Raw genomic sequence first — 26,146 nt, 5'->3', positions numbered from 1 at the left:
CACCATCGAACTGCCAGAAGGCGTAGAGATGGTAATGCCAGGCGACAACATCAAGATGGTTGTGACTCTGATCCACCCAATCGCGATGGACGACGGTCTGCGTTTCGCAATCCGTGAAGGCGGCCGTACCGTTGGCGCGGGCGTTGTTGCAAAAGTTCTGGGCTAATTAATTATCCCCGAATAAAAAAGGACGCTTCGGCGTCCTTTTTTGTTTTCTGAGCATTTGTACTTGTCACAAATTTTCGCATTTTTTGTTTGCTCCCGCCCCGCATACTGGCGTTTGTGCTATTGTAATCATAACCATTCTCACTTACACTTTGCGCATATTTTGAACGGGAGTCTTTATGTACGTTTGTTTATGTAATGGTGTGAGTGACAAAAAAATACGTCAGGCCGTTCGCCAGTTTCAGCCACAGTCCTTCCAGCAACTTCGCAAGTTTGTTCCAGTGGGAAATCAATGCGGTAAATGCGTACGTGCTGCCCGTGAGATTATGCAGGACGAACTGATGCAGATCCCGGAATACAAAGAGATCGCGTAAGCGCCCATCTTTTTTTTGACATCCCTGTAGCCCGATCTACGCTTCAATGAGTGGAAGCGGAGGGACTATATAATGAAAGGTGATGTTAAAATCATAAGTTATCTCAATAAATTATTGGGAAATGAGCTTGTCGCAATCAACCAGTATTTTCTCCATGCGAGAATGTTTAAGAACTGGGGCCTTATGCGCCTCAACGATGTCGAATACCACGAATCCATCGATGAGATGAAACATGCCGATAAGTATATCGAGCGTATTTTATTTCTCGAAGGCATCCCCAACCTGCAGGACCTCGGCAAACTTGGTATCGGCGAAGATGTCGAAGAGATGCTGCGATCCGATCTCAGACTTGAGCTTGAAGGCGCAAAAGACCTTCGCGAAGCTATTGCCTACGCAGACAGCGTCCATGACTACGTTAGCCGCGATATGATGATCCAGATTCTGGCCGATGAAGAAGGGCATATCGACTGGCTGGAAACCGAGCTGGATCTCATTGGTAAAATTGGCCTGCAAAACTATCTCCAGTCGCAGATTAAAGTGGAAGATTAACCAGCGTCTGCCAACCTACGCATAAACCCGCTGCCGCCAGAAATGGCCCAAAAGGCAGTGGGTTTTTTAATGTCTGTCTGGCAGGGTTTAACAACGAAGTCATAAGAAGATAGAGCAGCGCCAATAGTGCGGCAACCAGTGCCAGTTCGGGCAACACGCACCAACCATGCCATGCACCGAGTGCCGAAAGGTACTTCACATCGCCATAGCCCATCCCTTCACGGCGAAATATGAGCCGATAACCCCAGTAGATCATGGCAAAGCCGACATACCCTGCCATCGCCCCGACCACTGCGCCAGGCAGAAAATCTGGGTGAAGACAGAGTTGATAGAGCAAACCAGCCCATAACAGGGGACAGAGATATTTATCAGGGAGAATGCCTGAGCGAATATCTTCACGCACCAGTAAACCTGAGAGAACAAAATAGATGAGCAGGAAGGGGAGGAGAGTAAGCATGAACGAAACCTCAAGGTGAATTTCAGCGCATACTCTTCACACCACGAATGCCTGGCAATAGCCAAAAAATGAAATTGCGTAATGGTTTCATAAGAACAGAGGAAAGGGGACGGATTGCAGAAAATAGTACGAGGCCTTACGCAAGGTACACCTTTGGCGCTTAAATTCTAAACGGCACTTGCGTCTTGCCCAGATTTACGTATAATGCGCGGGCTTGTCGTAATTGACGGCGGGTTCAATCTGAACCGGAGTGACTCATTTTGTTACTCAACAATGCTCCCAATTGGGGAGCTACGTAAGAACGGTTACACTCTCCCATCAATCGTAATGGGTTTGAGGAGTAATCATTTTCGTTTATAAAATAATTGGAGCTCTGGTCTCATGCAGAACCAAAGAATCCGTATCCGCCTTAAAGCGTTTGATCATCGTCTGATCGATCAATCAACCGCGGAAATCGTCGAGACTGCTAAGCGCACTGGTGCGCAAGTCCGTGGTCCGATCCCGCTGCCGACCCGCAAAGAGCGCTTCACCGTTCTGATCTCCCCGCACGTTAACAAAGACGCGCGTGATCAGTACGAAATCCGCACTCACAAGCGTCTGGTTGACATCGTTGAGCCAACTGAGAAAACCGTTGATGCTCTGATGCGTCTGGATCTGGCTGCCGGTGTAGACGTGCAGATCAGCCTGGGTTAATCAGGTCATCGAGCGATTGAGAGGTTGAAACAATGATTGGTTTAGTCGGTAAAAAAGTGGGTATGACCCGCATCTTCACTGAAGATGGCGTTTCTATCCCAGTAACCGTAATCGAAGTTGAAGCAAACCGCGTTACTCAGGTTAAAGATCTGGCTAACGATGGCTACCGCGCTATTCAGGTTACCACTGGTGCTAAAAAAGCTAACCGTGTAACCAAACCAGAAGCGGGTCACTTCGCTAAAGCTGGCGTTGAAGCTGGCCGTGGTCTGTGGGAATTCCGTCTTGCTGAAGGCGAAGAGTTCACCGTAGGTCAGGACATTAGCGTTGAGCTGTTTGCTGACGTTAAAAAAGTTGACGTAACCGGTACCTCTAAAGGTAAAGGTTTTGCTGGTACCGTTAAGCGCTGGAACTTCCGTACCCAGGACGCTACTCACGGTAACTCCTTGTCTCACCGCGTTCCGGGTTCTATCGGTCAGAACCAGACTCCGGGCAAAGTGTTCAAAGGCAAGAAAATGGCAGGTCAGCTGGGCAACGAACGTGTAACTGTTCAGAGCCTGGACGTAGTACGTGTTGACGCTGAGCGCAACCTGCTGCTGGTTAAAGGTGCGGTCCCGGGTGCAACCGGTAGCGACCTGATCGTTAAACCAGCTGTGAAGGCGTAAGGGGATAGCAATGGAATTAGTATTGAAAGACGCGCAGAGCGCGCTGACTGTTTCCGAAACTACCTTCGGTCGTGATTTCAACGAAGCGCTGGTTCACCAGGTTGTTGTTGCTTATGCAGCTGGTGCTCGTCAGGGTACTCGTGCTCAGAAGACTCGTGCTGAAGTAACTGGTTCTGGCAAAAAGCCATGGCGCCAGAAAGGTACCGGCCGTGCGCGTTCAGGTTCTATTAAGAGCCCGATCTGGCGTTCAGGTGGCGTGACCTTCGCTGCGCGTCCACAGGACCACAGTCAAAAAGTTAACAAAAAGATGTACCGCGGCGCGCTGAAAAGCATTCTGTCCGAGCTGGTACGTCAGGATCGTCTGATCGTTGTCGAGAAGTTCTCTGTAGAAGCGCCTAAAACTAAGCTGCTGGCACAGAAACTGAAAGACATGGCTCTGGAAGATGTGCTGATCATCACCGGTGAGCTGGACGAGAACCTGTTCCTGGCCGCGCGTAACCTGCACAAGGTTGACGTACGCGACGCGACTGGTATCGACCCGGTTAGCCTGATCGCCTTCGACAAAGTCGTAATGACTGCTGATGCTGTTAAGCAAGTTGAGGAGATGCTGGCATGATTCGTGAAGAACGTCTGCTGAAGGTGCTGCGCGCACCGCACGTTTCTGAAAAAGCGTCTACTGCGATGGAAAAAACAAACACCATCGTTCTCAAAGTTGCTAAAGACGCGACCAAAGCAGAGATCAAAGCTGCTGTGCAGAAACTGTTTGAAGTCGAAGTCGAAGTCGTTAACACCCTGGTAGTTAAAGGGAAAGTTAAACGTCACGGACAGCGTATCGGTCGTCGTAGCGACTGGAAAAAAGCTTACGTCACCCTGAAAGAAGGCCAGAACCTGGACTTCGTTGGCGGCGCTGAGTAAGTCGGAGGAGTAATACAATGGCAGTTGTTAAATGTAAACCGACATCTCCGGGTCGTCGCCACGTAGTTAAAGTGGTTAACCCTGAGCTGCACAAGGGCAAACCTTTTGCTCCGTTGCTGGAAAAAAACAGCAAATCCGGTGGTCGTAACAACAATGGCCGTATCACCACTCGTCACATCGGTGGTGGCCACAAGCAGGCTTATCGTATTGTTGACTTCAAACGCAACAAAGACGGTATCCCAGCAGTTGTTGAGCGTCTTGAGTACGATCCGAACCGTTCCGCGAACATCGCGCTGGTTCTGTACAAAGACGGCGAACGCCGTTACATCCTGGCCCCTAAAGGCCTGAAAGCTGGCGACCAGATTCAGTCTGGCGTTGATGCTGCAATCAAAGCAGGCAACACCCTGCCGATGCGCAATATCCCGGTTGGTTCTACCGTTCATAACGTAGAAATGAAACCAGGTAAAGGCGGTCAGCTGGCGCGTTCCGCGGGTACTTACGTTCAGATCGTTGCGCGTGACGGTGCTTATGTCACCCTGCGTCTGCGTTCTGGTGAAATGCGTAAAGTCGAAGCAGACTGCCGCGCTACTCTGGGCGAAGTTGGCAATGCTGAGCATATGCTGCGCGTTCTGGGTAAAGCTGGTGCTGCACGCTGGCGTGGTGTTCGTCCTACCGTTCGCGGTACTGCGATGAACCCAGTAGACCACCCACATGGTGGTGGTGAAGGTCGTAACTTTGGTAAGCACCCGGTAACTCCGTGGGGCGTTCAGACCAAAGGTAAGAAGACCCGCAGCAACAAGCGTACTGATAAATTTATCGTACGTCGCCGTAGCAAATAATTTTAGAGGATAAGCCATGCCACGTTCTCTCAAGAAAGGTCCTTTTATTGACCTGCACTTGCTGAAGAAGGTAGAGAAAGCGGTGGAAAGCGGAGACAAGAAGCCCCTGCGCACTTGGTCCCGTCGTTCAACGATCTTTCCTAACATGATCGGTTTGACCATCGCTGTCCATAATGGTCGTCAGCACGTTCCAGTCTTTGTTACCGACGAAATGGTTGGTCACAAACTGGGTGAATTCGCACCGACTCGTACTTATCGCGGCCACGCTGCTGATAAAAAAGCGAAGAAGAAATAAGGTAGGAGGAAGAGATGGAAACTTTAGCTCAACATCGCCATGCTCGTTCTTCTGCACAGAAGGTTCGCCTTGTTGCTGACCTGATTCGCGGTAAGAAAGTGTCGCAGGCCCTGGACATCCTGACCTATACCAACAAGAAAGCTGCGGTATTGGTCAAGAAAGTACTGGAATCTGCCATTGCTAACGCTGAACACAACGATGGCGCTGACATCGACGATCTGAAAGTCGCGAAAATTTTCGTAGATGAAGGCCCAAGCATGAAGCGCATTATGCCGCGTGCGAAAGGTCGTGCAGATCGCATCCTGAAGCGCACCAGCCACATTACTGTGGTTGTGTCCGATCGCTGAGACTCTGGAGACTAGCAATGGGTCAGAAAGTACATCCTAATGGTATTCGCCTGGGTATTGTAAAACCATGGAACTCTACCTGGTTTGCGAACACCAAAGAATTCGCTGACAACCTGGACAGCGATTTTAAAGTACGTCAGTACCTGACTAAGGAACTGGCTAAGGCGTCTGTATCTCGTATCGTTATCGAGCGTCCAGCTAAGAGCATCCGTGTGACTATTCACACTGCTCGTCCTGGCATCGTTATCGGTAAGAAAGGCGAAGACGTAGAAAAACTGCGCAAGGTCGTAGCGGATATCGCTGGCGTTCCTGCACAGATCAATATCGCTGAAGTTCGTAAGCCTGAACTGGACGCTAAATTGGTTGCTGACAGCATCACTTCTCAGCTGGAACGTCGTGTTATGTTCCGTCGTGCTATGAAGCGTGCTGTACAGAACGCAATGCGTCTGGGCGCTAAAGGTATCAAAGTTGAAGTTAGCGGCCGTCTGGGCGGCGCGGAAATCGCTCGTACCGAATGGTACCGTGAAGGTCGCGTACCGCTGCACACTCTGCGTGCTGACATCGACTACAACACCTCTGAAGCGCACACCACTTACGGTGTAATCGGCGTTAAGGTATGGATCTTCAAAGGTGAGATCCTGGGTGGTATGGCTGCTGTTGAACAACCGGAAAAACCGGCTGCTCAACCTAAAAAGCAGCAGCGTAAAGGCCGTAAATAAGGAGCGTCGCTGATGTTACAACCAAAGCGTACAAAATTCCGTAAAGTGCACAAAGGCCGCAACCGTGGTCTGGCGCAGGGTACGGATGTTAGCTTCGGCACTTTCGGTCTGAAAGCTGTTGGCCGTGGTCGTCTGACTGCACGTCAGATCGAAGCAGCACGTCGTGCAATGACCCGTGCAGTTAAGCGTCAAGGTAAGATCTGGATCCGTGTATTCCCGGACAAACCGATCACCGAGAAGCCGCTGGAAGTTCGTATGGGTAAAGGTAAAGGTAACGTGGAGTACTGGGTTGCCTTGATCCAACCGGGCAAAGTCCTGTATGAAATGGACGGTGTTCCGGAAGAGCTGGCCCGTGAAGCCTTCGGCCTGGCAGCAGCGAAACTGCCTATCAAAACCACCTTTGTAACTAAGACGGTGATGTAATGAAAGCAAAAGAGCTGCGTGAAAAGAGCGTTGAAGAGCTGAACGCTGAGCTGCTGAACCTGCTGCGCGAGCAGTTCAACCTGCGTATGCAGGCTGCAAGTGGCCAGCTGCAACAGACCCACCTGCTGAAGCAAGTGCGTCGCAATGTTGCACGCGTTAAGACTTTACTGACTGAGAAGGCGGGTGCGTAATGACCGATAAAATCCGTACTCTGCAAGGTCGTGTTGTTAGCGACAAAATGGAGAAATCCATCGTTGTTGCTATCGAACGCATTGTGAAACACCCGATCTACGGTAAATTCATCAAGCGTACGACCAAACTGCACGTACATGACGAGAACAACGAATGTGGTATCGGCGACAAGGTTGAAATCCGTGAATGCCGTCCACTGTCCAAGACTAAGTCCTGGACGCTGGTTCGCGTTGTAGAGAAAGCGGTTCTGTAATACAGTACCCGTTCTCAATACGAATAAACGGCTCAGCGATGAGCCGTTTATTTTTTCTACCCATATTGCAGAAGCGGTGTTATAATGCCGCGCCCTCGATATGGGGCTTTTTAACGGCTCTGATTTTAGAGTCTCAGGTAGTAGTTGACATTAGCGGAGCACTAAAATGATCCAAGAACAGACTATGCTGAACGTCGCCGACAACTCCGGTGCACGTCGCGTAATGTGTATCAAGGTTCTGGGTGGCTCGCACCGTCGCTACGCAGGCGTAGGCGACATCATCAAGATCACCATCAAAGAAGCAATTCCACGTGGTAAGGTCAAAAAAGGTGATGTGCTGAAAGCGGTAGTGGTGCGCACCAAGAAGGGTGTTCGTCGCCCTGACGGTTCTGTCATTCGCTTCGATGGTAATGCATGCGTTATTTTGAACAATAACAGCGAGCAGCCAATCGGCACGCGTATCTTTGGGCCGGTAACTCGTGAACTTCGTACTGAGAAGTTCATGAAAATTATCTCTCTGGCACCAGAAGTACTCTAAGGAGCGAATCATGGCAGCGAAAATCCGTCGTGATGACGAAGTTATCGTGTTAACCGGTAAAGATAAAGGTAAACGCGGTAAAGTAAAAAATGTCCTGTCTTCCGGCAAGGTCATTGTTGAAGGTATCAACCTGGTTAAGAAACATCAGAAGCCGGTTCCGGCCCTGAACCAACCAGGCGGCATCGTTGAAAAAGAAGCTGCTATTCAGGTTTCTAACGTTGCAATCTTCAATGCGGCAACCGGCAAGGCTGACCGTGTAGGCTTTAGATTCGAAGACGGCAAAAAAGTCCGTTTCTTCAAGTCTAACAGCGAAACTATCAAGTAATTTGGAGTAGTACGATGGCGAAACTGCATGATTACTACAAAGACGAAGTAGTTAAGAAGCTCATGACTGAGTTTAACTACAATTCTGTCATGCAAGTCCCTCGGGTCGAGAAGATCACCCTGAACATGGGTGTTGGTGAAGCGATCGCTGACAAGAAACTGCTGGATAACGCAGCAGCTGACCTGACAGCAATCTCCGGTCAAAAACCGCTGATCACCAAAGCACGCAAATCAGTTGCAGGCTTCAAAATCCGTCAGGGCTATCCGATCGGCTGTAAAGTAACTCTGCGTGGCGAACGCATGTGGGAGTTCTTTGAGCGCCTGATCACTATTGCTGTACCTCGTATCCGTGACTTCCGTGGCCTGTCCGCTAAGTCATTCGACGGTCGTGGTAACTACAGCATGGGTGTCCGTGAGCAGATCATCTTCCCAGAAATCGACTACGATAAAGTCGACCGCGTGCGTGGTTTGGATATTACCATTACCACTACTGCGAAATCTGACGAAGAAGGCCGTGCTCTGCTGGCTGCCTTTGACTTCCCGTTCCGCAAGTAAGGTAGGGTTACTGAATGGCTAAGCAATCAATGAAAGCACGCGAAGTAAAACGCGTAGCTTTAGCTGATAAATTCTTCGCTAAACGCGCTGAACTGAAAGCGATCATCTCTGATGTGAACGCTTCCGACGAAGATCGTTGGAACGCAGTTCTCAAGCTGCAAACTCTGCCGCGTGATTCCAGCCCGTCTCGTCAGCGTAACCGCTGCCGTCAAACAGGTCGTCCACATGGTTATGTGGGCAAGTTCGGGTTGAGCCGTATTAAGCTGCGTGAAGCCGCCATGCGCGGTGAAGTGCCAGGCTTGAAAAAGGCTAGCTGGTAATTGTCACCAATTGAATCACGGGAGTAAAGACAGATGAGCATGCAAGATCCGATCGCGGATATGCTGACCCGTATCCGTAACGGTCAGGCCGCGAATAAAGCTGCGGTCACCATGCCTTCCTCCAAGCTGAAAGTGGCAATCGCCAACGTGCTGAAGGACGAAGGTTTTATTGAAGATTTTAAAGTTGAAGGCGACACCAAGCCGGAACTGGAAGTGACTCTTAAGTACTTCCAGGGTAAAGCTGTTGTAGAAAGCATTCAGCGTGTCAGCCGCCAAGGTCTGCGCATCTATAAGAAAAAAGATGAGCTGCCAAAAGTTATGGCCGGTCTGGGTATCGCAGTTGTTTCTACCTCTAAAGGTGTTATGACTGATCGTGCAGCGCGCCAGGCTGGTCTTGGCGGCGAAATTATCTGCTACGTAGCCTAATCGGAGGAAAAAATGTCTCGTGTTGCTAAAGCACCGGTCGTTGTTCCTGCCGGCGTTGATGTAAAAATCAACGGTCAGGTTATTACGATCAAAGGTAAAAACGGCGAGCTGACTCGTACTCTCAACGATGCTGTTGAAGTTAAACATGCAGATAATGCTCTGACCTTCGGTCCGCGTGATGGTTACGCAGACGGCTGGGCTCAGGCTGGTACCGCGCGTGCCCTGCTGAACTCAATGGTTATCGGTGTTACCGAAGGCTTCACTAAGAAGCTGCAGCTGGTTGGTGTAGGTTATCGTGCAGCGATCAAAGGGAATGCAGTAGGCCTGTCTCTGGGCTTCTCTCACCCTGTTGAGCATCCGCTGCCGGCCGGTATCACTGCAGAATGTCCAACTCAGACTGAAATCGTGCTGAAAGGCGCTGATAAACAGCTGATTGGTCAGGTTGCAGCAGATCTGCGCGCCTACCGTCGTCCTGAGCCTTATAAAGGCAAGGGTGTTCGTTACGCCGACGAAGTCGTGCGTACCAAAGAGGCTAAGAAGAAGTAAGGTAACACTATGGATAAGAAATCTGCTCGTATCCGTCGTGCGACCCGCGCACGCCGCAAGCTCAAAGAGCTGGGTGCAACTCGCCTGGTGGTACATCGTACCCCGCGTCACATTTACGCACAGGTAATTGCACCGAACGGTTCTGAAGTTCTGGTAGCTGCTTCTACTGTAGAAAAAGCTATCGCAGAACAATTGAAGTACACCGGTAACAAAGACGCTGCTGCAGCTGTAGGTAAAGCTGTTGCTGAACGCGCTCTGGAAAAAGGCATCAGCAATGTATCCTTTGACCGTTCCGGGTTCCAATATCATGGTCGTGTCCAGGCACTGGCAGATGCTGCCCGTGAAGCTGGCCTTCAGTTCTAAGGTAGAGGTGTAAGATGGCTCACATCGAAAAACAAGCTGGCGAACTGCAGGAAAAGCTGATCGCGGTAAACCGCGTATCTAAAACCGTTAAAGGTGGTCGTATTTTCTCCTTCACAGCTCTGACTGTAGTTGGCGATGGTAACGGTCGCGTTGGTTTTGGTTACGGTAAAGCGCGTGAAGTTCCAGCAGCGATCCAGAAAGCGATGGAAAAAGCCCGTCGCAATATGATTAACGTCGCGCTGAACAACGGCACCCTGCAGCACCCAGTTAAAGGTGTTCACACGGGTTCTCGTGTATTCATGCAGCCAGCTTCAGAAGGTACCGGTATCATCGCCGGTGGTGCAATGCGCGCCGTTCTGGAAGTTGCTGGGGTTCATAACGTTCTGGCTAAAGCATACGGTTCCACCAACCCGATCAACGTGGTTCGTGCAACTATTGATGGCCTGGAAAATATGAATTCTCCAGAAATGGTCGCTGCCAAGCGTGGTAAATCCGTTGAAGAAATTCTGGGGTAATTGACCATGGCAAAGACTATTAAAATCACTCAAACCCGCAGTGCAATCGGTCGTCTGCCGAAACACAAGGCAACGCTGCTTGGCCTGGGTCTGCGTCGTATTGGTCATACCGTTGAGCGCGAGGATACTCCTGCTGTTCGCGGTATGGTCAACGCGGTTTACTTCATGGTTAAAGTTGAGGAGTAAGAGATGCGTTTAAATACTCTGTCTCCGGCCGAAGGCTCTAAAAAGGCGGGTAAACGCCTGGGTCGTGGTATCGGTTCTGGCCTCGGCAAAACCGGTGGTCGTGGTCACAAAGGTCAGAACTCTCGTTCTGGCGGTGGCGTACGTCGCGGTTTCGAGGGTGGCCAGATGCCACTGTACCGTCGTCTGCCGAAGTTCGGCTTCACTTCTCGCAAAGCAGCGATCACAGCGGAAGTCCGTCTGTCTGACCTGGCGAAAGTTGAAGGCGGCGTTGTAGACCTGAACACGCTGAAAGCGGCTAACATTATCGGTATCCAGATCGAGTTCGCGAAAGTGATCCTGGCTGGTGAAGTTTCTACTCCGGTAACTGTTCGTGGCCTGCGTGTTACTAAAGGTGCTCGTGCTGCTATCGAAGCTGCTGGCGGTAAAATTGAGGAATAAGTAGCAGATGGCTAAGCAACCGGGATTAGATTTTCAAAGTGCCAAAGGTGGATTTGGTGAGCTGAAACGCAGACTGCTGTTTGTAATCGGCGCGCTGATTGTGTTCCGTATTGGCTCTTTTATTCCGATCCCTGGTATCGATGCCGCTGTACTTGCCAAACTGCTTGAGCAACAGCGAGGCACCATCATTGAAATGTTTAACATGTTCTCTGGTGGTGCTCTCAGCCGTGCTTCTATCTTCGCGCTGGGTATTATGCCGTATATTTCGGCATCCATTATTATCCAGCTGCTGACGGTCGTTCATCCGGCCCTAGCAGAACTGAAGAAAGAAGGGGAGTCTGGACGTCGTAAGATTAGTCAGTACACCCGCTACGGTACTCTGGTGCTGGCAATATTCCAGTCGATCGGTATTGCTACCGGTCTTCCGAATATGCCTGGTATGCAGGGCCTGGTCTTAAACCCAGGCTTTGCATTCTATTTCACCGCTGTTGTTAGTCTGGTCACAGGGACAATGTTCCTGATGTGGCTCGGCGAACAGATTACTGAACGTGGTATCGGTAACGGTATCTCAATCATTATCTTCGCCGGTATTGTTGCGGGTCTCCCGCCAGCCATCGCCCATACTATCGAGCAAGCGCGTCAAGGCGACCTGCACTTCCTCCTGTTGCTGTTGGTTGCAGTATTAGTATTTGCAGTGACGTTCTTTGTTGTCTTCGTTGAACGTGGTCAACGCCGCATTGTGGTGAACTACGCTAAACGTCAGCAGGGTCGTCGTGTCTATGCTGCACAGAGCACACATTTGCCGCTGAAAGTGAATATGGCAGGGGTAATCCCGGCGATCTTCGCTTCCAGTATTATTCTGTTCCCGGCAACCATCGCGTCATGGTTCGGGGGCGGTACTGGTTGGAACTGGCTGACAACAATTTCGCTGTATTTGCAGCCTGGGCAACCACTTTATGTGTTACTCTATGCGTCTGCGATCATCTTCTTCTGTTTCTTCTACACGGCGTTGGTCTTCAACCCGCGTGAAACAGCAGATAACCTGAAGAAGTCCGGTGCATTTGTACCAGGAATTCGTCCGGGAGAGCAAACGGCGAAGTATATCGATAAAGTAATGACTCGCCTGACTTTGGTTGGTGCGCTTTATATTACTTTTATCTGCCTGATCCCGGAGTTCATGCGTGATGCAATGAAAGTACCGTTCTACTTCGGTGGGACCTCACTGCTTATCGTTGTTGTCGTGATTATGGACTTTATGGCTCAAGTGCAAACTCTGATGATGTCCAGTCAGTATGAGTCTGCATTGAAGAAGGCGAACCTGAAAGGCTACGGCCGCTAATTGGTCGCCTGAGAAGTTACGGAGAGTAAAAATGAAAGTTCGTGCTTCCGTCAAGAAATTATGCCGTAACTGCAAAATCGTTAAGCGTGATGGTGTCATCCGTGTGATTTGCAGTGCCGAGCCGAAGCATAAACAGCGCCAAGGCTGATTATTTCGCATATTTTTCTTGCAAAGTTGGGTTGAGCTGGCTAGATTAGCCAGCCAATCTTTTGTATGTCTGTACGTTTCCATTTGAGTATCCTGAAAACGGGCTTTTCAGCATGGTGCGTACATATTAAATAGTAGGAGTGCATAGTGGCCCGTATAGCAGGCATTAACATTCCTGATCAGAAACATGCTGTGATCGCATTAACTTCGATCTACGGCATCGGCAAGACCCGTTCTAAAGCCATCCTGGCTGCAGCGGGTATCGCTGAAGATGTTAAGATCAGTGAGCTGTCTGAAGGACAAATCGACACGCTGCGTGACGAAGTTGCCAAATTTGTCGTTGAAGGTGATCTGCGCCGTGAAATCAGCATGAGCATCAAGCGCCTGATGGATCTTGGTTGCTATCGCGGTTTGCGTCATCGTCGTGGTCTGCCAGTGCGCGGTCAGCGTACTAAGACCAACGCACGTACCCGTAAGGGTCCGCGCAAACCGATCAAGAAATAATCGGGGTGATTGAATAATGGCAAAGGCACCAATTCGTGCACGTAAACGTGTAAGAAAACAAGTCTCTGACGGCGTGGCTCATATCCATGCTTCTTTCAACAACACCATCGTTACTATTACTGATCGTCAGGGTAACGCATTGGGTTGGGCAACAGCCGGTGGTTCCGGTTTCCGTGGTTCTCGCAAATCCACTCCGTTTGCAGCTCAGGTTGCAGCAGAGCGTTGCGCAGAAGCCGTAAAAGAATACGGCATCAAGAATCTGGAAGTTATGGTTAAAGGTCCGGGTCCGGGTCGTGAATCTACTGTTCGCGCTCTGAACGCCGCTGGTTTCCGCATCACTAATATTACTGATGTGACTCCGATCCCTCATAACGGTTGTCGTCCGCCGAAAAAACGTCGCGTATAACGCTCGTTTTTTAGGTTAGTTGGAGATAGAAAATGGCAAGATATTTGGGTCCTAAGCTCAAGCTGAGCCGTCGTGAGGGCACCGACTTATTCCTTAAGTCTGGCGTTCGCGCGATCGATACCAAGTGTAAAATTGAACAAGCTCCTGGCCAGCACGGTGCGCGTAAACCGCGTCTGTCTGACTATGGTGTGCAGTTGCGTGAAAAGCAAAAAGTTCGCCGTATCTACGGTGTGCTGGAGCGTCAGTTCCGTAACTACTATAAAGAAGCAGCACGTCTGAAAGGCAACACAGGTGAAAACCTGCTGGCTCTGCTGGAAGGTCGTCTGGACAACGTTGTATACCGTATGGGCTTCGGCGCTACTCGTGCTGAATCACGCCAGCTGGTTAGCCACAAAGCAATCATGGTAAACGGTCGTGTTGTTAACATCGCTTCTTATCAGGTTAAAGCGAATGACGTTGTTAGCATTCGTGAGAAAGCGAAAAAGCAATCTCGCGTGAAAGCCGCTCTGGAGCTGGCTGAGCAGCGTGAAAAGCCAACCTGGCTGGAAGTTGATGCTGGCAAGATGGAAGGTACGTTCAAGCGTCAGCCAGAACGTTCTGATCTGTCTGCGGACATTAACGAACACCTGATCGTCGAGCTTTACTCCAAGTAAAGCTTAGTACCAAAGAGAGGACACAATGCAGGGTTCTGTGACAGAGTTTCTAAAACCGCGCCTGGTAGATATCGAGCAAGTGAGTTCGACGCACGCCAAGGTGACCCTTGAGCCTTTAGAGCGTGGCTTTGGCCATACTCTGGGTAACGCACTGCGCCGTATTCTGCTCTCATCGATGCCGGGTTGCGCGGTGACCGAGGTTGAGATTGATGGTGTACTTCATGAGTACAGCACCAAAGAAGGCGTTCAGGAAGATATCCTTGAAATCCTGCTCAACCTGAAAGGGCTGGCGGTGAGAGTTCAGGGTAAAGATGAAGTTATTCTTACTCTGAATAAATCTGGCATTGGCCCTGTGACTGCAGCCGACATCACCCACGACGGTGATGTTGAAATCGTCAAGCCGCAGCACGTGATCTGCCACCTGACCGATGAGAACGCAGCTATTAGCATGCGTATCAAAGTTCAGCGCGGTCGTGGTTATGTGCCGGCTTCTGCCCGAATTCATTCGGAAGAAGATGAGCGCCCAATCGGCCGTCTGCTGGTCGACGCATGCTACAGCCCTGTAGAGCGTATTGCCTACAATGTTGAAGCAGCGCGTGTAGAACAGCGTACCGACCTGGACAAGCTGGTCATCGAAATGGAAACCAATGGCACAATCGATCCTGAAGAGGCGATTCGTCGTGCGGCAACCATCCTGGCAGAACAACTGGAAGCTTTCGTTGACTTACGTGATGTACGTCAGCCGGAAGTGAAAGAAGAGAAACCAGAATTCGATCCGATCCTGCTGCGCCCTGTTGACGATCTCGAATTGACTGTCCGCTCTGCTAACTGCCTTAAGGCAGAAGCTATCCACTATATCGGTGATCTGGTACAGCGTACCGAGGTTGAGTTGCTGAAAACGCCGAACCTGGGTAAAAAATCTCTTACTGAGATTAAAGACGTGCTGGCTTCACGTGGTCTGTCTCTGGGCATGCGCCTGGAAAACTGGCCACCAGCAAGCATTGCTGACGAGTAACCGGATCACAGGTTAAGGTTTTACTGAGAAGGATAAGGTCATGCGCCATCGTAAGAGTGGTCGTCAACTGAACCGCAACAGCAGCCATCGCCAGGCTATGTTCCGCAACATGGCAGGTTCACTGGTTCGTCATGAAATCATCAAGACGACCCTGCCTAAAGCGAAAGAGCTGCGTCGTGTAGTTGAGCCGCTGATTACTCTTGCCAAGACTGACAGCGTTGCTAATCGTCGTCTGGCATTCGCCCGTACTCGTGATAACGAGATCGTGGCAAAACTGTTTAACGAGCTGGGCCCGCGTTTTGCGAGCCGTGCCGGTGGTTACACTCGTATTCTGAAGTGTGGCTTCCGCGCAGGCGACAACGCTCCGATGGCTTACATCGAGCTGGTTGATCGTTCTGAGTCGAAAGCAGAAGCTGCTGCAGAGTAATCTGCAGTAACGTAAAAAAACCCGCTCCGGCGGGTTTTTTTATATCCGCACTATCACCACTTCTCTACAATATCTGTATTAATTCTGTTCATCCCCTGGAGTTTATGATGTGGTTGCTCGACCAGTGGGCAGAACGCCATATTCGCGATGCCCAAACAAAAGGCGAATTCGATAATCTGCCCGGTAGCGGTGAACCGCTCGTGCTGGATGATGATTCGCATATTCCCCCTGAACTACGGGCTGGATATCGCTTACTGAAAAATGCGGGGTGTCTACCCCCGGAGCTCGAACAGCGCAAAGAGGCTGTTGAGCTTGCTGACTTGCTGAAAGGGATCCGTAAAGACGATCCACGGCACGGAGAATTATGTCGCCGGTTGGCTCTGGTTGAACTCAAACTACGCCAGGCGGGGATTGATACTGACTTTCTGCATGGTGAGTATAGTGAAAGACTGATGCAGAAGATAAATGAGGAGTAGGCATGTATCGTATCGGTGAACTTGCAAAGCTTGCGAACGTGACGCCGGATACCATCCGTTACTATGAAAAGCAGCAGATGATCGATCACGAGGTGCGAACCGAAGGTGGATTCCGTCTCTACACGGACAACGATCTGCAACGGCTGCGGTTTATTCGTTATGCGCGGCAATTGGGATTCACGCTGGATTCGATCCGCGAGCTATTGTCGATCCGTATCGATCCGGCACATCACACCTGTCAGGAATCGAAAAGCATTGTCCAGGCCCGTCTGGATGAAGTGGAAGCGCGTATTCAGGAACTGCAAACCATGCAGCGCTCCCTGCAAAGACTGAATGATGCGTGCTGTGGTACAGCTCACAGCAGTATATATTGCTCAATTCTGGAAGCCCTTGAACAAGGGGCCAGTGGAGAAACCCAGGGTTGTTGATTTTTTATCAGCCCGGGTCTAGACTCCCCTCGACATAAACCATGCTCAGGAGAAATTATGAGTCACTATCAGCATACGAAGGGACAAATTAAAGATAACGCCATTGAGGCTTTACTTCACGACCCGCTTTTTCGACAGCGAGTTGAAAAGAACAAAAAAGGGAAGGGAAGTTATCTGCGTAAAAACAAGCATGCAAAACGGGGTAACTGGGAGGCCAGTGGCAAGCAAGCGAATCGCTTATTTACCACTGGCCTTCCTGCTTTTAGCTGTTAAACGCGATTATTCTGCTCTTTTAACAGATCGCGAATTTCAGTCAGTAACACTTCTTCTTTCGTTGGGGCAGGTGCCGCAGCAGGCTCTTCTTTTTTACGGTTCAGCCTGTTAATGAGCTTGATGGCCATAAAAATGGCAAACGCTACGATCACGAAATCAAATACGTTCTGAATAAACACGCCATAGTGCATCACAACTGCCGGGATATCCCCCTGGGCTTCCCGAAGCGTGAAGGCGAATTGTTTGAAATCAATGCCCCCAATTAACAGCCCTAAAGGTGGCATGATAATGTCAGCCACTAAAGATGAAACGATCTTGCCGAACGCCGCACCAATAATGACACCCACTGCCAAATCCACTACATTCCCGCGCATCGCAAATTCACGAAATTCTTTAATAAAACTCATTATGTTCTCCTTGTGCCAGCTGACGACTATAAGTTTAACAAATGATTAGCTAATTGCCATTGGGGATAAATAAACGTTATGAAAATAAAAGGCACAGGAATCAGATGGATAATGCTCAGGTGCTCTGTTACGAGCACCTGACTCATTAAAGGAAGAATGGACTTGGCTGGAATAAACGTTCGACGTCGGTAATAAATTTTTTATCCGTCAGGAACATAATAACGTGATCGCCTTGTTCAATACGCAAATTATCATTGGCAATCATGACATCATTCCCGCGTACTACGGCGCCGATGATTGTGCCAGGTGGCAGCTTAATTTCATCAATGGCACGACCCACCACGCGTGATGTGGTTTCATCACCGTGAGCGACAGCTTCAATGGCTTCAGCGACGCCGCGACGCAGTGATGACACGCCAACAATGTCGGCTTTACGTACATGGCTCAGCAGTGCGGAAATCGTTGCCTGCTGCGGCGAAATCGCAATATCAATCACGCTCCCCTGCACCAGGTCAACATAGGCACGACGCTGAATAAGCACCATCACCTTTTTTGCCCCCATGCGTTTGGCGAGCATGGCGGACATAATATTTGCTTCATCGTCGTTGGTGACGGCAATAAACAGATCAACTTGATCGATATGCTCTTCGGCCAGTAATTCCTGATCCGATGCATCACCATAAAACACGATCGTGTTTTGTAACTTTTCTGCGAGTTCAGAGGCACGCTGTTGATCGCGCTCGATCAACTTTACGCTGTAGTCTTTTTCCAGACGGCGGGCGAGACCTGCGCCGATATTACCACCGCCGACCAGCATGATGCGTTTGTAGGGCTTTTCGAGGCGCTGAAGTTCACTCATAACGGCACGAATATGTTGAGAAGCAGCAATGAAGAAGACTTCATCTCCTGCTTCGACAATGGTCGAGCCCTGAGGTCGAATAGGTCTGTCGTGACGGAAAATGGCTGCGACGCGGGTATCGATATGCGGCATATGTTCGCGCATAGTAGACAGCGCGTTTCCGATCAACGGACCGCCATAATAGGCCTTAACGACGGCCAGACTCACTTTCCCTTCTGCAAAGTTCACGACCTGCAGTGCGCCGGGATATTCGATCAGGCGATAAATATTATCGATAACCAGCTGTTCCGGCGCGATGAGATGGTCAATTGGTACTGCTTCTGAGTTAAAGAGTTTTTCCGCATCGCGGACATAATCAGGGGAGCGGATACGGGCGATTCGGTTCGGCGTGTTGAAGAGCGAATAGGCCACTTGACAAGCGACCATATTGGTTTCATCAGAGCTGGTCACGGCCACTAACATATCGGCATCGTCAGCACCGGCTTCACGGAGGACACGTGGATGCGAACCGTGCCCCTGCACAACGCGAAGGTCAAATTTATCCTGCAGAACGCGCAGTCGATCGCCGTTGGTATCGACGATCGTAATGTCGTTGTTTTCACCTACAAGGTTTTCCGCCAGCGTCCCGCCGACCTGTCCTGCGCCCAGAATGATAATCTTCATATCTCGTGACCTGTTCTCAACATCACTCTTTGATTAGCTTAGCGTAAAAGAAGCCATCACCCTCTTCAGCGCCAGGCAGGTTCTGCTGGCCCGGATGCTCCGGTGTCCCCGTCTCGCGTAGCGTAGCGCCAGGGGTGCGTTTAAGGAAAGCCGAAATTTGCTGACTGTTCTCTTCAGGAAGTATGGAACACGTTGCATAAACCAGCGTTCCACTTGGTTTCAGGTGTGGCCAAATGGCATCAAGGATCTCGGATTGCAGCTGTGCAAGCTCCTTAATATCACGGTCGCGACGCAGCCACTTAATGTCCGGATGACGGCGAATAACGCCGGTTGCTGAGCAGGGAGCATCCAGCAAGATACGGTCGAATTGCGTCTCGCCACACCATTCTGCGGGCTTACGTCCGTCGCCTTGCTTAACCTGTGCCTTCATTCCTAAACGCTTCAGGTTGTCGTAGACACGCGAAAGACGCTGCTCATCAACATCTACAGCCATTACGTTTGCCTGCGGTGCGACTTCCAGAATATGCGTCGTTTTGCCGCCAGGAGCGGCACACAGGTCGAGGATCTGTTCACCATTTTTGGGCTCGAGCCAGGTCATACAGCCCTGGGCAGAAGCGTCCTGAACGGTTACCCAGCCCTCATCGAACCCGGGTAATGCGTGCACCGGCACAGGAGAGGCTAAACGCACGGCATCAGGATAGGCGTCATGCGTGAAACCACTCATTCCGGCTTCTTCCAGCAAGGCCAGCCAGGCATCGCGGGTATGATGATTACGGTTAACGCGTAACCACATCGGCGGACGTTGATTATTCGCTTCGGCAATCTCCTGCCACCGTTGCGGGTACGCTTTTTTGAGGCGATTCAGAAGCCAGTCGGGGTGCAGGAAACGGGTTTCGCTTTGCTCAAATTCCGCCAGAAGTTCTTCCTGCTGGCGCTGGAACTGACGCAGTACGCCGTTGATCAGTCCTTTGAGCTGGGGACGTTTAATCACGACGGCGCCTTCTACCGTCTCAGCCAACGCAGCATGAGGTGGGATACGGGTATGAAGAAGCTGATAAAAGCCAACCATAATCAAATAATGCACGGTACGCTGCTTTCCGGTCATGGGGCGCGACATCAGCTTATTAATCAGCCACTCAAGCTGAGAAAGGGTGCGCAGGACGCCAAAACAGAGCTCCTGAAGCAGAGCTTTGTCTTTGTCGGACACTTTTTGCTGCAGTGGAGGCAGGACATTACTGAGTGACTGACCCTGCTCGACAACCTGCTCAACGGCCTGTGCCGCCAGACTGCGTAGATTTTGTTTTTTCATAACCGTAAAAATAAAAATGCCCGGAAACACCGGGCTTTAAGTATAAAGTTGCTCAGGCAAGACGAGTGCCAGGGATAAACCATTCGCGACGGGAATTTAACAGATCCTGAGCGCTCATCGCCTTTTTACCCGCTGGCTGCAGTGATTCCAGATTCAGGATCCCTTCCGCGGTTGCCACCTGGATACCGTTCTTGCTGGCTTCGATAATTGTTCCGGGCTCAGCAGATGTGTTGCCTTCAATGACGGAGGCTTTCCAGACTTTGACAGGTTGCTCATCGATCATCATCCAGCTCATCGGCCATGGATTAAAGGCGCGAATGCAACGTTCAAGCTGTGCTGCAGAGAGGGACCAGTCGACCCGCGCCTCTTCTTTGCTGAGTTTTTCGGCGTAGGTTACCAGGGCCTCATCCTGAACTTCAGGGGCTGCTGTATTATCAGCAAGCTGCTGCAAAGTTTTGATGAGTCCTTGCGGGCCAAGGTCCGCAAGCTTGTCATACAGCGTGGCGCTGGTATCGTCTGCAGTAATTGGACAGGCCAGTTTATACAGCATGTCGCCAGTGTCTAAACCTACATCCATCTTCATGATGGTAACACCGGTTTCAGCATCACCCGCCCACAGCGAACGTTGGATCGGCGCCGCACCACGCCAGCGTGGAAGCAAAGAACCATGTACGTTGATACAACCCAGTCGTGGCATATCCAGCACGGCTTTCGGCAGAATTAACCCATAAGCCACCACCACCATGACATCGGCATTCAGGTCAGCAACAAGCTGCTGATTTTCCGGGGGCCGCAGGGATGCTGGCTGATAAACCGGTAACCCGTGTTCTTCTGCCAGCACTTTCACCGGGCTGGGCATCAGTTTTTTACCACGGCCTGCCGGGCGATCCGGTTGGGTAAAAACGCCAACAACCTGGTGGCCAGAAGATAACAGCGCGTCAAGATGACGCGCTGCAAAATCAGGGGTACCGGCGAAGATAATACGTAGTGTTTTAGACACGATGATCCTTGTATCCGGGGGGACGTTATGCGCGAGAACGCAAACGATCCAGTTTCTCTACTTTCTGACGAATACGCTGCTGCTTCAGTGGCGAGAGGTAATCGATAAACAGTTTACCGACCAGATGATCCATCTCATGCTGAATACAAATCGCCAGCAGATCGTCTGCTTCCAGTTCAAACGGGTTGCCTTCACGATCCAGGGCGCGAATTTTCACTTTTTCGGCTCGCGGAACTAAAGCACGCTGTTCAGGAATAGACAGACAGCCTTCCTCGATACCTGTTTCGCCGCTCTTTTCAAGCAGTTCAGGGTTGATCAGCACCAGACGGCCATCGCGATTCTCTGAAACGTCGATCACGATAATACGCTTGTGAATGTCCACCTGGGTTGCCGCGAGGCCAATGCCCTCTTCGGCGTACATGGTATCGAACATATCATCAACGATACGCTGAATTTCTGCATTCACTTCTTTAACCGGTTCAGCGACGATGCGAAGGCGCTCGTCCGGAATATGTAACACTTGCAAAACTGCCATAAATTTCCAGAGTCGTGTTCAGGAGTTGATAAGAATATTATCTCTATTCTAGACAAATCCCCCATCGATTGACAGCATCCGTGACCAATCGCAATGATTGCAGAGGCTGCTTATGGCAGGGAAAAGGATGACATCTACCGAGATATGGTTACGGCTAATCAATACAGGCTCTCTGTGTGGGGATCAGATGCTGGCAGCGGCAGCATGGCTACATATGCAGGCAAGGATTGATGATGCCGTTGTCAGAGATGCCGGGCTGTCAACAAAGCAGGTTCAACGGTTCTTTGTGCTCAATGAAAGTGAACTGCAACGTAATCTGGCGTGGCTTGAACAGCCAGAAAACCATTTGCTGACGGCGGATGATCCTCGTTATCCCCCTTTACTCCGCACGATCCCTGACTATCCCGGGGCATTGTTTGTTAAAGGCAATCCTGAAGCCCTTAACTCTGTTCAACTGGCGGTTGTCGGAAGCCGCGCGCCATCGTGGTACGGTGAGCGATGGGGGAAAATCCTGTGCGAACAACTCTCACAAAGTGGTTTCACGATCACCAGCGGGCTGGCCTGCGGTATTGACGGCATCGCTCATCACGCCGCGCTGTCGGCAAAAGGGAGAAGTGTCGCAGTGCTTGGGAACGGGCTTTTTAGCATTTATCCCCGTCGGCATCAGGCTCTGGCTGCACGGCTTATCGAATCAGAGGGGGCTATTGTGTCGGAGTTCCCGCTGTCAGCGCCGCCCTGGCCGGCAAATTTTCCACGTCGTAACCGAATTATCAGCGGTCTGAGTCTGGGCGTGCTGGTAGTGGAGGCCGCTTTAAGAAGCGGCTCACTCGTCACGGCACGGTATGCGCTAGAACAGGGGCGAGAAGTCTTTGCCTTACCTGGCCCGATAGGTAACCCCGGGTGTGAGGGGCCGCACTGGCTAATCAAGCAGGGTGCAACACCCGTTACGGACGCAGGGGACATCCTTGAAAATTTGCGATATGGCTTGCACTGGTTAACAGACGAACCCGAAAAGCGACATTTTTCATCAGATCAGGAGAACGTGGCATTGCCATTTCCCAGCCTCCTGGCTAACGTAGGAGATGAGGTAACACCTGTTGACGTTGTCGCTGAACGTGCCGGCCAACCTGTGCCAGTAACGGTAGCACAGCTACTCGAACTGGAGTTAGCAGGGTGGATCGCAGCTGTACCCGGCGGCTATGTCCGATTAAGGAGGGCAAGCCATGTTCGACGTACTGATGTATTTGTTTGAGACTTACATCCATAACGAAGCAGAAATGCGAGTGGATCAGGACAAATTGACACAGGATCTTACCGATGCGGGGTTTGAGCGGGAAGATATTTATAATGCGTTGATGTGGCTGGAAAAACTGGCTGATTATCAGGAAGGCCTTGCCGAACCGATGCAGCTAGCTTCTGACCCATTGTCTGTGCGCATCTATACAGCTGAAGAGTGTGAAAGGCTGGACGCCAGCTGCCGGGGATTCATCTTATTCCTTGAGCAGATTCAGGTGCTAAACCTCGAAACAAGAGAAATGGTGATAGAGCGCGTCATGGCGCTGGATACGGCAGAGTTTGAACTGGATGACCTCAAGTGGGTGATCCTGATGGTTCTGTTTAATATCCCGGGCTGTGAAAATGCCTATCAGCAAATGGAAGAATTACTCTTTGAAGTGAATGAAGGTATGCTGCACTAATTCAATGTGCAGCACCAAGAGTTGTTATGGCCAAATCAGCACTGTTCACGGTGCATAAAAACGAGCCCTGCCCACAGTGCGGGGCTGAACTTGTCATTCGGTCCGGGAAACACGGTCCGTTTCTCGGTTGTTCACACTATCCGGAATGTGATTATGTTCGTCCCCTGAAGAGCCAGGCGGACGGACATATCGTTAAAATTCTGGAGGGGCAACTTTGCCCACAGTGCGGCGGTGAACTGGCGTTACGCCAGGGCCGTTTTGGTATGTTTATTGGTTGCAGTCGCTATCCTGAATGTGAGCATACAGAACAAATTGATAAGCCAGATGAAACAGCAATTGCCTGTCCCCAGTGCCAGCGTGGACAACTGGTACAGCGTCGTTCTCGTTTTGGCAAGACCTTCCATTCCTGCGATCGCTATCCTGAATGCCAGTTCGTTATCAATTTTAAACCGGTAGCGGGTATCTGCCCTCATTGCGATTATCCGTTACTTATAGAGAAGAAAACGGCGCAAGGTATGAAACGCTTTTGTGCCAGTAAACAATGTGGAAAGCCGGTTTCGGCGGATTAAACCTGTGAATAATAACCTGCCATCAGGATCCATTGCGCATGCAGTGGAGGTTCTGAAAAATGAAGAAGTCATCGCCTATCCAACAGAAGCTGTCTTTGGGGTCGGTTGCGATCCTGACAGCGAGACTGCTGTGAATCGCTTACTTACGCTAAAACAGAGACCTGTCGAAAAAGGATTGATTTTGATCGCTGCTAATTATGAGCAGCTTAAACCTTATATTGATGATTCCATGCTCACGCCGGCGCAACGGGATACCATTTTCTCTGCGTGGCCAGGGCCGGTGACCTTTGTTTTCCCGGCGCAGCCAACAACGCCCCGCTGGTTAACAGGCCGTTTCGATTCCCTCGCTGTCCGTGTCACCGATCATCCGCTGGTGGTAGAACTCTGTCTGGCGTTTGGTAAACCGCTGGTCTCAACCAGTGCCAACCTTACCGGGCAGCCTCCTTGCCGCAGCACCGAAGAGGTGCTGGCGCAGTTCGGAAATGACTTCCCGGTAGCCGTCGGTGAAACCGGAGGTCGTCTTAATCCGTCGGAAATCCGCGACGCTTTGACCGGCGAACGTTTTCGCCAGGGGTAATATGATGGAAACCTATGCCGTTTTTGGTAATCCGATTGCACACAGCAAGTCGCCGTTAATCCATCAGCAGTTTGCTGAACAACTGCAGATAGATCATCCCTATGGCCGAGTGCTGGCACCTGTTGATGCCTTTGTTACCACCCTGAATGCTTTTTTTGACGCGGGGGGGAAAGGTGCCAATGTGACAGTGCCTTTTAAAGAAGACGCTTTTGAACGTGCGGATGAGCTGACTGAGCGCGCTTCTCTTGCAGGTGCCGTGAATACGCTTAAACGGCTGGAGGATGGCCGCCTTTTGGGAGACAACACTGACGGAATCGGCTTACTGAGCGACCTGGAAAGGCTCTCATTCATCAAACCCGGGTTCCGGGTTCTGTTGATTGGTGCCGGTGGGGCATCGCGAGGCGTATTGTTACCGCTCCTTTCACTGGATTGTGCGGTCACTATTACCAATCGAACCTATGCCCGAGCGGAAGCGTTGGCGGCGTTGTTTGCACATACTGGCAGCGTGAGCGCGATCGCTCTTGATGAACTTGCTCATCATGAGTTTGATCTTATCATTAATGCCACCTCCAGCGGCATTGGTGGTGAAGTACCGGCGATCCCGTCCTCGTTGATAAACAGCCACCTCTATTGCTACGACATGTTTTATCAGAAAGGGAAAACCCCCTTCCTGAGCTGGTGTGAACAACACGGCGCAAAACATTTGGCTGATGGCCTGGGCATGCTGGTGGGGCAGGCTGCGCATGCAGTACTGCTCTGGCACGGTGTATTACCTGCTGTCGAACCGGTCATTCAAAAGCTGAAACAGGAACTTACAGCGTGAACCAGGCGATCCACTTTCCCGACAGAGAACACTGGGACGAGAGTAAGCAAGCGGTCTGTTTTCCGGTGCTCGTACACGGAATGCAACTGACATGTGCCATTACCGGTGAAACGTTGAAGCGCCGCTTTGGTGGCTCAACTCCATTAGAGGTATTTTGTGAAAATCGCTGGGATCTTGAAGAGGAAGCCTGCGATTTAATCCGCGATCAGCAGGAAGACGATCAGGGCTGGATCTGGTTGTCCTGATCCAGATACTCATCTTTCCATTTCACGTAATTATTCGCTGAATATTTCAGACCTTCTCTTTCCGCTTCTGTTAAGGGGCGGATCTGCTTTACCGGACTGCCTAAATAGAGATAACCGCTTTCGAGCCGTTTATGTTGTGGGACAAGACTCCCGGCACCAATCATCACGTCATCCTCCACGATGACGCCATCCAGCAGAATCGACCCCATTCCTACCAGTACCCGATTTCCGACCGTGCAGCCGTGAAGCATGACTTTATGGCCGACGGTAACATCCTCTCCGATGAGGAGTGGATTGCCGTCCGGGTTATAGGAGGATTTGTGGGTGACATGCAGCACGCTGCCATCCTGAATATTGGTGCGTGCGCCGATTGCTACGTAGTTAACGTCTCCTCTGATCGCAACGAGCGGCCAGATGCTGACATCGTCGGCCATTCGGACATCGCCAATGACCACACTGCTGGCATCGATCATCACGCGATCGCCTTTTTGTGGGAACAGATCTTTATAAGGACGTAAGACTGCAGACATATCTACCTCGACAGATGAGCGCTATACAGAAGACTTTGATCATATTATTGGATCGAGGCAAGGCAAATTACGTCAATATTTAAGCAGAACGGGCGGGATTTCAGCGAAAAGCGCGGAAAATCAGCAGTCAGAAAAAAAGATCTAAAAAATACTTGTGCTTAAAAATGGGA

46 protein-coding genes and 1 pseudogene are annotated in these 26,146 nt (G+C 50.7%); 40 read left to right on the top strand and 7 right to left on the bottom strand.

Annotated elements, in window-relative coordinates:
- From tuf to bfr, 3 genes and pseudogenes are all read left to right on the top strand, one after another.
- Nucleotides 1-166 (top strand): annotated as a pseudogene (gene tuf, locus EKN38_RS25125) (elongation factor Tu); the annotation flags it as partial.
- Between the two features lie 178 nt (nt 167-344).
- Entirely contained in the window at nt 345-539 is a 195-nt protein-coding gene (bfd, locus tag EKN38_RS25120) for a bacterioferritin-associated ferredoxin (RefSeq protein WP_008503493.1), read from the top strand.
- Nucleotides 540-611: 72 nt separating this feature from the next.
- The gene (bfr, locus tag EKN38_RS25115) at nt 612-1,088 is read left to right on the top strand and encodes a bacterioferritin (RefSeq protein ID WP_013099029.1); all 477 of its coding nucleotides are present in this window, start codon (nt 612-614) and stop codon (nt 1,086-1,088) included.
- On the opposite strand, the gene EKN38_RS25110 is transcribed toward bfr, so the two are convergent.
- Nucleotides 1,072-1,545, bottom strand: coding sequence for a prepilin peptidase (locus EKN38_RS25110; protein ID WP_014833518.1), 474 nt, complete (start codon nt 1,543-1,545; stop codon nt 1,072-1,074). The two genes, bfr and EKN38_RS25110, sit on opposite strands and share 17 nt — an antisense overlap.
- Nucleotides 1,546-1,926: 381 nt before the next feature.
- Here EKN38_RS25110 and rpsJ point away from each other — a divergent pair, with 381 nt between their 5' ends.
- The 31 genes from rpsJ (at nt 1,927) to EKN38_RS24955 (ending at nt 16,762) form a co-directional block, all read left to right on the top strand.
- Entirely contained in the window at nt 1,927-2,238 is a 312-nt protein-coding gene (gene rpsJ / locus EKN38_RS25105; protein ID WP_001181005.1) for a 30S ribosomal protein S10, read from the top strand.
- 32 nt (nt 2,239-2,270) lie between these two features.
- Complete coding sequence (rplC, locus tag EKN38_RS25100) at nt 2,271-2,900, top strand: 50S ribosomal protein L3 (protein ID WP_003863274.1); 630 nt, start codon at nt 2,271-2,273, stop codon at nt 2,898-2,900.
- A 10-nt stretch (nt 2,901-2,910) separates the two neighbouring features.
- Nucleotides 2,911-3,516, top strand: coding sequence for a 50S ribosomal protein L4 (gene rplD, locus EKN38_RS25095; RefSeq protein WP_000424395.1), 606 nt, complete (start codon nt 2,911-2,913; stop codon nt 3,514-3,516).
- Nucleotides 3,513-3,815: a 50S ribosomal protein L23 gene (rplW, locus tag EKN38_RS25090; RefSeq protein ID WP_000617546.1), complete on the top strand. Its 303-nt coding sequence runs from the start codon at nt 3,513-3,515 to the stop codon at nt 3,813-3,815. The genes rplD and rplW overlap by 4 nt, the downstream gene beginning before the upstream one ends.
- A 17-nt stretch (nt 3,816-3,832) precedes the next feature.
- On the top strand, nt 3,833-4,654 hold the full coding sequence (gene rplB, locus EKN38_RS25085) for a 50S ribosomal protein L2 (RefSeq protein ID WP_000301859.1): 822 nt from the start codon (nt 3,833-3,835) through the stop codon (nt 4,652-4,654).
- Nucleotides 4,655-4,670: 16 nt separating this feature from the next.
- Entirely contained in the window at nt 4,671-4,949 is a 279-nt protein-coding gene (gene rpsS, locus EKN38_RS25080; RefSeq protein WP_001138117.1) for a 30S ribosomal protein S19, read from the top strand.
- A 14-nt stretch (nt 4,950-4,963) separates the two neighbouring features.
- Nucleotides 4,964-5,296, top strand: a complete 333-nt coding sequence (rplV, locus tag EKN38_RS25075) for a 50S ribosomal protein L22 (RefSeq protein WP_002919773.1) — start codon at nt 4,964-4,966, stop codon at nt 5,294-5,296.
- Between the two features lie 17 nt (nt 5,297-5,313).
- Nucleotides 5,314-6,015: a 30S ribosomal protein S3 gene (rpsC, locus tag EKN38_RS25070; protein WP_000529945.1), complete on the top strand. Its 702-nt coding sequence runs from the start codon at nt 5,314-5,316 to the stop codon at nt 6,013-6,015.
- Between the two features lie 12 nt (nt 6,016-6,027).
- Nucleotides 6,028-6,438, top strand: a complete 411-nt coding sequence (gene rplP / locus EKN38_RS25065; protein WP_002919759.1) for a 50S ribosomal protein L16 — start codon at nt 6,028-6,030, stop codon at nt 6,436-6,438.
- On the top strand, nt 6,438-6,629 hold the full coding sequence (gene rpmC / locus EKN38_RS25060; protein WP_013099027.1) for a 50S ribosomal protein L29: 192 nt from the start codon (nt 6,438-6,440) through the stop codon (nt 6,627-6,629). Before rplP ends, rpmC begins: the two co-directional genes overlap by 1 nt.
- Nucleotides 6,629-6,883, top strand: coding sequence for a 30S ribosomal protein S17 (gene rpsQ / locus EKN38_RS25055; RefSeq protein ID WP_008503489.1), 255 nt, complete (start codon nt 6,629-6,631; stop codon nt 6,881-6,883). Before rpmC ends, rpsQ begins: the two co-directional genes overlap by 1 nt.
- Before the next feature lie 166 nt (nt 6,884-7,049).
- Complete coding sequence (gene rplN, locus EKN38_RS25050) at nt 7,050-7,421, top strand: 50S ribosomal protein L14 (RefSeq protein WP_002919748.1); 372 nt, start codon at nt 7,050-7,052, stop codon at nt 7,419-7,421.
- Between the two features lie 10 nt (nt 7,422-7,431).
- The gene (gene rplX, locus EKN38_RS25045) at nt 7,432-7,746 is read left to right on the top strand and encodes a 50S ribosomal protein L24 (protein ID WP_000729185.1); all 315 of its coding nucleotides are present in this window, start codon (nt 7,432-7,434) and stop codon (nt 7,744-7,746) included.
- Nucleotides 7,747-7,760: 14 nt separating this feature from the next.
- The gene (gene rplE / locus EKN38_RS25040) at nt 7,761-8,300 is read left to right on the top strand and encodes a 50S ribosomal protein L5 (RefSeq protein ID WP_001096202.1); all 540 of its coding nucleotides are present in this window, start codon (nt 7,761-7,763) and stop codon (nt 8,298-8,300) included.
- 14 nt (nt 8,301-8,314) lie between these two features.
- Nucleotides 8,315-8,620 (top strand): 30S ribosomal protein S14, encoded by a 306-nt coding sequence (gene rpsN / locus EKN38_RS25035; protein WP_013099026.1) that lies wholly within the window; start codon nt 8,315-8,317, stop codon nt 8,618-8,620.
- Nucleotides 8,621-8,653: 33 nt separating this feature from the next.
- Nucleotides 8,654-9,046: a 30S ribosomal protein S8 gene (rpsH, locus tag EKN38_RS25030; RefSeq protein ID WP_126523003.1), complete on the top strand. Its 393-nt coding sequence runs from the start codon at nt 8,654-8,656 to the stop codon at nt 9,044-9,046.
- Nucleotides 9,047-9,058: 12 nt separating this feature from the next.
- Nucleotides 9,059-9,592: a 50S ribosomal protein L6 gene (gene rplF / locus EKN38_RS25025; protein WP_013099024.1), complete on the top strand. Its 534-nt coding sequence runs from the start codon at nt 9,059-9,061 to the stop codon at nt 9,590-9,592.
- A 9-nt stretch (nt 9,593-9,601) separates the two neighbouring features.
- Entirely contained in the window at nt 9,602-9,955 is a 354-nt protein-coding gene (gene rplR / locus EKN38_RS25020) for a 50S ribosomal protein L18 (protein WP_013099023.1), read from the top strand.
- Nucleotides 9,956-9,969: 14 nt separating this feature from the next.
- Complete coding sequence (gene rpsE, locus EKN38_RS25015; protein WP_003863299.1) at nt 9,970-10,470, top strand: 30S ribosomal protein S5; 501 nt, start codon at nt 9,970-9,972, stop codon at nt 10,468-10,470.
- Nucleotides 10,471-10,476: 6 nt separating this feature from the next.
- Complete coding sequence (gene rpmD / locus EKN38_RS25010; RefSeq protein WP_003863301.1) at nt 10,477-10,656, top strand: 50S ribosomal protein L30; 180 nt, start codon at nt 10,477-10,479, stop codon at nt 10,654-10,656.
- A 3-nt stretch (nt 10,657-10,659) separates the two neighbouring features.
- Nucleotides 10,660-11,094 (top strand): 50S ribosomal protein L15, encoded by a 435-nt coding sequence (gene rplO, locus EKN38_RS25005; protein WP_013099022.1) that lies wholly within the window; start codon nt 10,660-10,662, stop codon nt 11,092-11,094.
- Between the two features lie 7 nt (nt 11,095-11,101).
- Nucleotides 11,102-12,433 carry a preprotein translocase subunit SecY gene (secY, locus tag EKN38_RS25000; protein WP_003863305.1) on the top strand — a complete coding sequence of 444 codons (1,332 nt, stop codon included), beginning with the start codon at nt 11,102-11,104 and terminating at the stop codon, nt 12,431-12,433.
- Nucleotides 12,434-12,464: 31 nt separating this feature from the next.
- Nucleotides 12,465-12,581: a 50S ribosomal protein L36 gene (rpmJ, locus tag EKN38_RS24995; protein WP_000868187.1), complete on the top strand. Its 117-nt coding sequence runs from the start codon at nt 12,465-12,467 to the stop codon at nt 12,579-12,581.
- 146 nt (nt 12,582-12,727) lie between these two features.
- Nucleotides 12,728-13,084, top strand: a complete 357-nt coding sequence (rpsM, locus tag EKN38_RS24990) for a 30S ribosomal protein S13 (RefSeq protein WP_013099021.1) — start codon at nt 12,728-12,730, stop codon at nt 13,082-13,084.
- A 16-nt stretch (nt 13,085-13,100) separates the two neighbouring features.
- Nucleotides 13,101-13,490, top strand: a complete 390-nt coding sequence (rpsK, locus tag EKN38_RS24985; RefSeq protein ID WP_003031137.1) for a 30S ribosomal protein S11 — start codon at nt 13,101-13,103, stop codon at nt 13,488-13,490.
- Between the two features lie 32 nt (nt 13,491-13,522).
- Nucleotides 13,523-14,143, top strand: a complete 621-nt coding sequence (gene rpsD / locus EKN38_RS24980) for a 30S ribosomal protein S4 (protein ID WP_003863314.1) — start codon at nt 13,523-13,525, stop codon at nt 14,141-14,143.
- 25 nt (nt 14,144-14,168) lie between these two features.
- Nucleotides 14,169-15,158 (top strand): DNA-directed RNA polymerase subunit alpha, encoded by a 990-nt coding sequence (locus EKN38_RS24975; protein WP_002919219.1) that lies wholly within the window; start codon nt 14,169-14,171, stop codon nt 15,156-15,158.
- 40 nt (nt 15,159-15,198) lie between these two features.
- The gene (gene rplQ / locus EKN38_RS24970; RefSeq protein ID WP_001216372.1) at nt 15,199-15,585 is read left to right on the top strand and encodes a 50S ribosomal protein L17; all 387 of its coding nucleotides are present in this window, start codon (nt 15,199-15,201) and stop codon (nt 15,583-15,585) included.
- 107 nt (nt 15,586-15,692) lie between these two features.
- Complete coding sequence (locus tag EKN38_RS24965; RefSeq protein WP_014833517.1) at nt 15,693-16,061, top strand: DUF1992 domain-containing protein; 369 nt, start codon at nt 15,693-15,695, stop codon at nt 16,059-16,061.
- A 2-nt stretch (nt 16,062-16,063) separates the two neighbouring features.
- Nucleotides 16,064-16,489, top strand: coding sequence for a Zn(2+)-responsive transcriptional regulator (gene zntR / locus EKN38_RS24960; RefSeq protein ID WP_014833516.1), 426 nt, complete (start codon nt 16,064-16,066; stop codon nt 16,487-16,489).
- A 57-nt stretch (nt 16,490-16,546) separates the two neighbouring features.
- Nucleotides 16,547-16,762 (top strand): alternative ribosome-rescue factor A, encoded by a 216-nt coding sequence (locus EKN38_RS24955; protein ID WP_013099018.1) that lies wholly within the window; start codon nt 16,547-16,549, stop codon nt 16,760-16,762.
- Here EKN38_RS24955 and mscL read toward each other — a convergent pair.
- From mscL to def, 5 genes are all read right to left on the bottom strand, one after another.
- On the bottom strand, nt 16,759-17,169 hold the full coding sequence (gene mscL / locus EKN38_RS24950; protein WP_014833515.1) for a large-conductance mechanosensitive channel protein MscL: 411 nt from the start codon (nt 17,167-17,169) through the stop codon (nt 16,759-16,761). The genes EKN38_RS24955 and mscL overlap by 4 nt on opposite strands.
- Nucleotides 17,170-17,314: 145 nt before the next feature.
- Nucleotides 17,315-18,691 carry a Trk system potassium transporter TrkA gene (gene trkA, locus EKN38_RS24945; protein WP_013099016.1) on the bottom strand — a complete coding sequence of 459 codons (1,377 nt, stop codon included), beginning with the start codon at nt 18,689-18,691 and terminating at the stop codon, nt 17,315-17,317.
- Between the two features lie 22 nt (nt 18,692-18,713).
- A complete protein-coding gene (rsmB, locus tag EKN38_RS24940; RefSeq protein WP_014833514.1) occupies nt 18,714-20,000 on the bottom strand; it encodes a 16S rRNA (cytosine(967)-C(5))-methyltransferase RsmB in 1,287 nt (428 codons plus the stop codon).
- A gap of 52 nt (nt 20,001-20,052) precedes the next feature.
- The gene (gene fmt, locus EKN38_RS24935; RefSeq protein WP_014833513.1) at nt 20,053-21,000 is read right to left on the bottom strand and encodes a methionyl-tRNA formyltransferase; all 948 of its coding nucleotides are present in this window, start codon (nt 20,998-21,000) and stop codon (nt 20,053-20,055) included.
- A gap of 25 nt (nt 21,001-21,025) precedes the next feature.
- Nucleotides 21,026-21,535 (bottom strand): peptide deformylase, encoded by a 510-nt coding sequence (gene def / locus EKN38_RS24930; RefSeq protein WP_013099013.1) that lies wholly within the window; start codon nt 21,533-21,535, stop codon nt 21,026-21,028.
- Nucleotides 21,536-21,662: 127 nt separating this feature from the next.
- Here def and dprA point away from each other — a divergent pair, with 127 nt between their 5' ends.
- From dprA to EKN38_RS24900, 6 genes are read left to right on the top strand one after another with little or no spacing between them, the layout of a single operon-like run.
- Nucleotides 21,663-22,787, top strand: a complete 1,125-nt coding sequence (gene dprA, locus EKN38_RS24925; protein ID WP_014833512.1) for a DNA-protecting protein DprA — start codon at nt 21,663-21,665, stop codon at nt 22,785-22,787.
- The gene (gene smg / locus EKN38_RS24920) at nt 22,759-23,232 is read left to right on the top strand and encodes a DUF494 family protein Smg (protein WP_013099011.1); all 474 of its coding nucleotides are present in this window, start codon (nt 22,759-22,761) and stop codon (nt 23,230-23,232) included. The genes dprA and smg overlap by 29 nt, the downstream gene beginning before the upstream one ends.
- A 26-nt stretch (nt 23,233-23,258) precedes the next feature.
- Entirely contained in the window at nt 23,259-23,801 is a 543-nt protein-coding gene (locus tag EKN38_RS24915) for a type I DNA topoisomerase (RefSeq protein ID WP_014833511.1), read from the top strand.
- A gap of 4 nt (nt 23,802-23,805) precedes the next feature.
- On the top strand, nt 23,806-24,378 hold the full coding sequence (gene tsaC / locus EKN38_RS24910) for an L-threonylcarbamoyladenylate synthase type 1 TsaC (RefSeq protein WP_014833510.1): 573 nt from the start codon (nt 23,806-23,808) through the stop codon (nt 24,376-24,378).
- A gap of 4 nt (nt 24,379-24,382) precedes the next feature.
- Nucleotides 24,383-25,201: a shikimate dehydrogenase gene (gene aroE, locus EKN38_RS24905; RefSeq protein ID WP_125366582.1), complete on the top strand. Its 819-nt coding sequence runs from the start codon at nt 24,383-24,385 to the stop codon at nt 25,199-25,201.
- Entirely contained in the window at nt 25,198-25,446 is a 249-nt protein-coding gene (locus EKN38_RS24900; protein ID WP_014833508.1) for a DUF1488 domain-containing protein, read from the top strand. Before aroE ends, EKN38_RS24900 begins: the two co-directional genes overlap by 4 nt.
- On the opposite strand, the gene EKN38_RS24895 is transcribed toward EKN38_RS24900, so the two are convergent.
- Nucleotides 25,422-25,976 (bottom strand): gamma carbonic anhydrase family protein, encoded by a 555-nt coding sequence (locus EKN38_RS24895; RefSeq protein ID WP_014833507.1) that lies wholly within the window; start codon nt 25,974-25,976, stop codon nt 25,422-25,424. The genes EKN38_RS24900 and EKN38_RS24895 overlap by 25 nt on opposite strands.
- Nucleotides 25,977-26,146 lie beyond the last annotated feature (170 nt).

It is taken from the genome of Enterobacter sp. WCHEn045836 (genome assembly GCF_003965585.1).
GTDB lineage: Bacteria > Pseudomonadota > Gammaproteobacteria > Enterobacterales > Enterobacteriaceae > Enterobacter > Enterobacter dissolvens.
The sequence above is the reverse complement of the archived record's forward strand: the minus strand, read 5'-3'. Positions and strand labels throughout refer to the sequence as shown.